Raw genomic sequence first — 2,283 nt, 5'->3', positions numbered from 1 at the left:
GCCTGGCCCTTGATCACGGCCGAGCCGAGGATGCCGTCCTTGGCGCCGGAGACCTGGATGTTGAGGCGCTCCTCGACGATGTCGATGATCTCGTCGACCACGAGGCCCATCGCACGGGTCTCGTCGGCGAACACCAGGATCGGCTGCGATCCGGAGGTCTGCACCGAGACGCCTTCCATCTGCACCAGCGGCATCAGCTGATCGCGATACTGCACCATGTAGCGGCCGTTACTGATCTCGATCTTGTCGGCCGCGATCTCCTCCAGCGCGTGACCAGCGCCAGCGGCACCGCCTTGGGCTGCGCCGTGCCGGCGCGGAACACCAGCAGCGAGGTGAGCTGCTCGCCGCCGATGATGTGATGCGAGGCATGCTCGTCGGCGACCGCCTGCGAGGCCGAGCCGGCGGCGCCGAGCGCCTTGGCGATGCCGTTGGGATCGATGATCATGATGACGGCGCCGTCGCCGAGGATGGTGTTGCCCGAGAACATGTCGATGTGACGCAGCTTGGTCGACATCGGCTTGACCACGATTTCCTCGGTGTGGAACACGCAGTCCACCACGATGCCGAAGGTCTGGTTGCCGACCTGCGTCACCACGATGAAGCCGTTCTCCGGATCGGTCGACGAGCCGTCGTCGATCTTCAGCAGCTTCTTCAGATGCATCAGCGGCAGCAGCTTGTTGCGCAGGCGGAGCACCGCGGTGTCCTTGATGCGCTCGATGCGGTGCTCGGAGTTGGCGCGCGCACGCACCAGCTCGACGACGGCCAATTGCGGGATCGCGAAGCGGTCGCCGCCGGCCTCGACGATCAGCGCCGAGACGATCGCGAGCGTCAACGGGATCTTGATGGTGACAGACGAGCCTTCGCCGGCGACCGACTTGATGTCGATGGTGCCGCCGATCTGGTCGATGTTGGTGCGCACCACGTCCATGCCGACGCCGCGGCCGGACACCGAGGTGACGGCGGCCGCCGTCGAGAAGCCCGGCTCGAAGATGAACTTGTGGATCTGCGCTTCCGTCATCTTCTCGAGCTCGGCCTCGGTGACGAGACCGTTCGACAAGGCCTTGGCCTTGATGCGCTCGGTGTTGAGGCCGCGGCCGTTGTCGGCAATGCAGATGATGATGTGGCCGCCTTCATGATAGGCGGAGAGGCGGATCGTGCCCTGGTCCGGCTTGTTCGCCGCGGCGCGCTCGGCCGGTGTTTCGAGACCATGGTCGGCGGAGTTGCGCACCATGTGGGTGAGCGGGTCCTTGATCAGGTCGAGCACCTGGCGGTCGAGCTCGGTGTCGGCGCCGTGCATCTCGAGCTCGATCTGCTTGCCGAGTTCGGTCGCGAGGTCGCGGACGATGCGCGGCAGCTTCTGCCAGGCATTGCCGATCGGCTGCATGCGCGTCTTCATGACGCCCTCCTGCAGCTCGGCGGTGACGTTGGAGAGCCGCTGCAGCGGCACCTTGAACTCGGTATCCTCGTTGCGGCGGGCGATCTCGAGCAGCTGATTGCGCGTCAGCACGAGCTCGGAGACCATCGTCATCAGATGTTCGAGCGTGTCGACGTTGACGCGGATCGACTGGTTGGCGACCTTGTCGCTCTCCTGCACTTCGCCGTCGGCATTGGCCTTGGCGCGCGCCGCCTTCTTCGGCGCTTCGGCCTTGGCCTCCGCTTTCGCGGGCTCCGCCTTGGCGACGGCTGCCGGTGCGGCCGGCTTCGGCTCGGGCGTCTTCTCATGCGCCGGCGGCGTCTCGATCGCGGTCTCGCGGAAGGCGCGCTCGAGCTCGTCGAGCGACACCTCGCCCGGACGCAGCGGACGCTCCAGCGTCTGATCGATCAGGGTCCCCTGCGTGACGGGCGGCGCGGCCGGCGGCGCGGCCGGAGCCGCGGGCACCAGCGGCGGCGCGGCTTCGCCGGCAGCCATGGCCGCCATGCCGCGCTCGACCATCGCCTCGAGCTCGCTGATCAGGTCGCGGTCCTCGCCCTCGGGCTCGGACTCATTGGCTTCGAGCTGCGCCAGCAGGTCCTTGATGCGGTCGATGGTGGTCAGGATCAGCGTCACGGCCTCGCCGGTCACCGGCATGCCGTCGCGGAATTTGCCCATCAGGGTTTCGGCGGCGTGCGCCAGAGCTTCGAGCCGCGGCAGGCCGAGGAAGCCGCAGGTCCCCTTGATCGTGTGCACCAGGCGGAAGATGTTATCCAGGATCTTGGCGTTGTTCGGCTCCTGCTCGAACCGCACCAACTGATTATCGACGGTATCCAGGCTCTCGCTGGTCTCCGTCAGGAACTCACGCAACA

The 2,283-nt window shown here is 66.8% G+C and carries 1 pseudogene; it reads right to left on the bottom strand.

The features are described 5' to 3' along the window. Positions 1-2,281 (bottom strand): annotated as a pseudogene (locus BRAO375_RS27505) (chemotaxis protein CheA); the annotation flags it as partial. Positions 2,282-2,283: the final 2 nt, after the last annotated feature.

This window comes from Bradyrhizobium sp. ORS 375, from assembly GCF_000239775.1.
In the GTDB taxonomy this organism is placed as follows: Bacteria; Pseudomonadota; Alphaproteobacteria; order Rhizobiales; family Xanthobacteraceae; genus Bradyrhizobium.
This window is presented reverse-complemented; position numbering and strand designations above follow the sequence as displayed.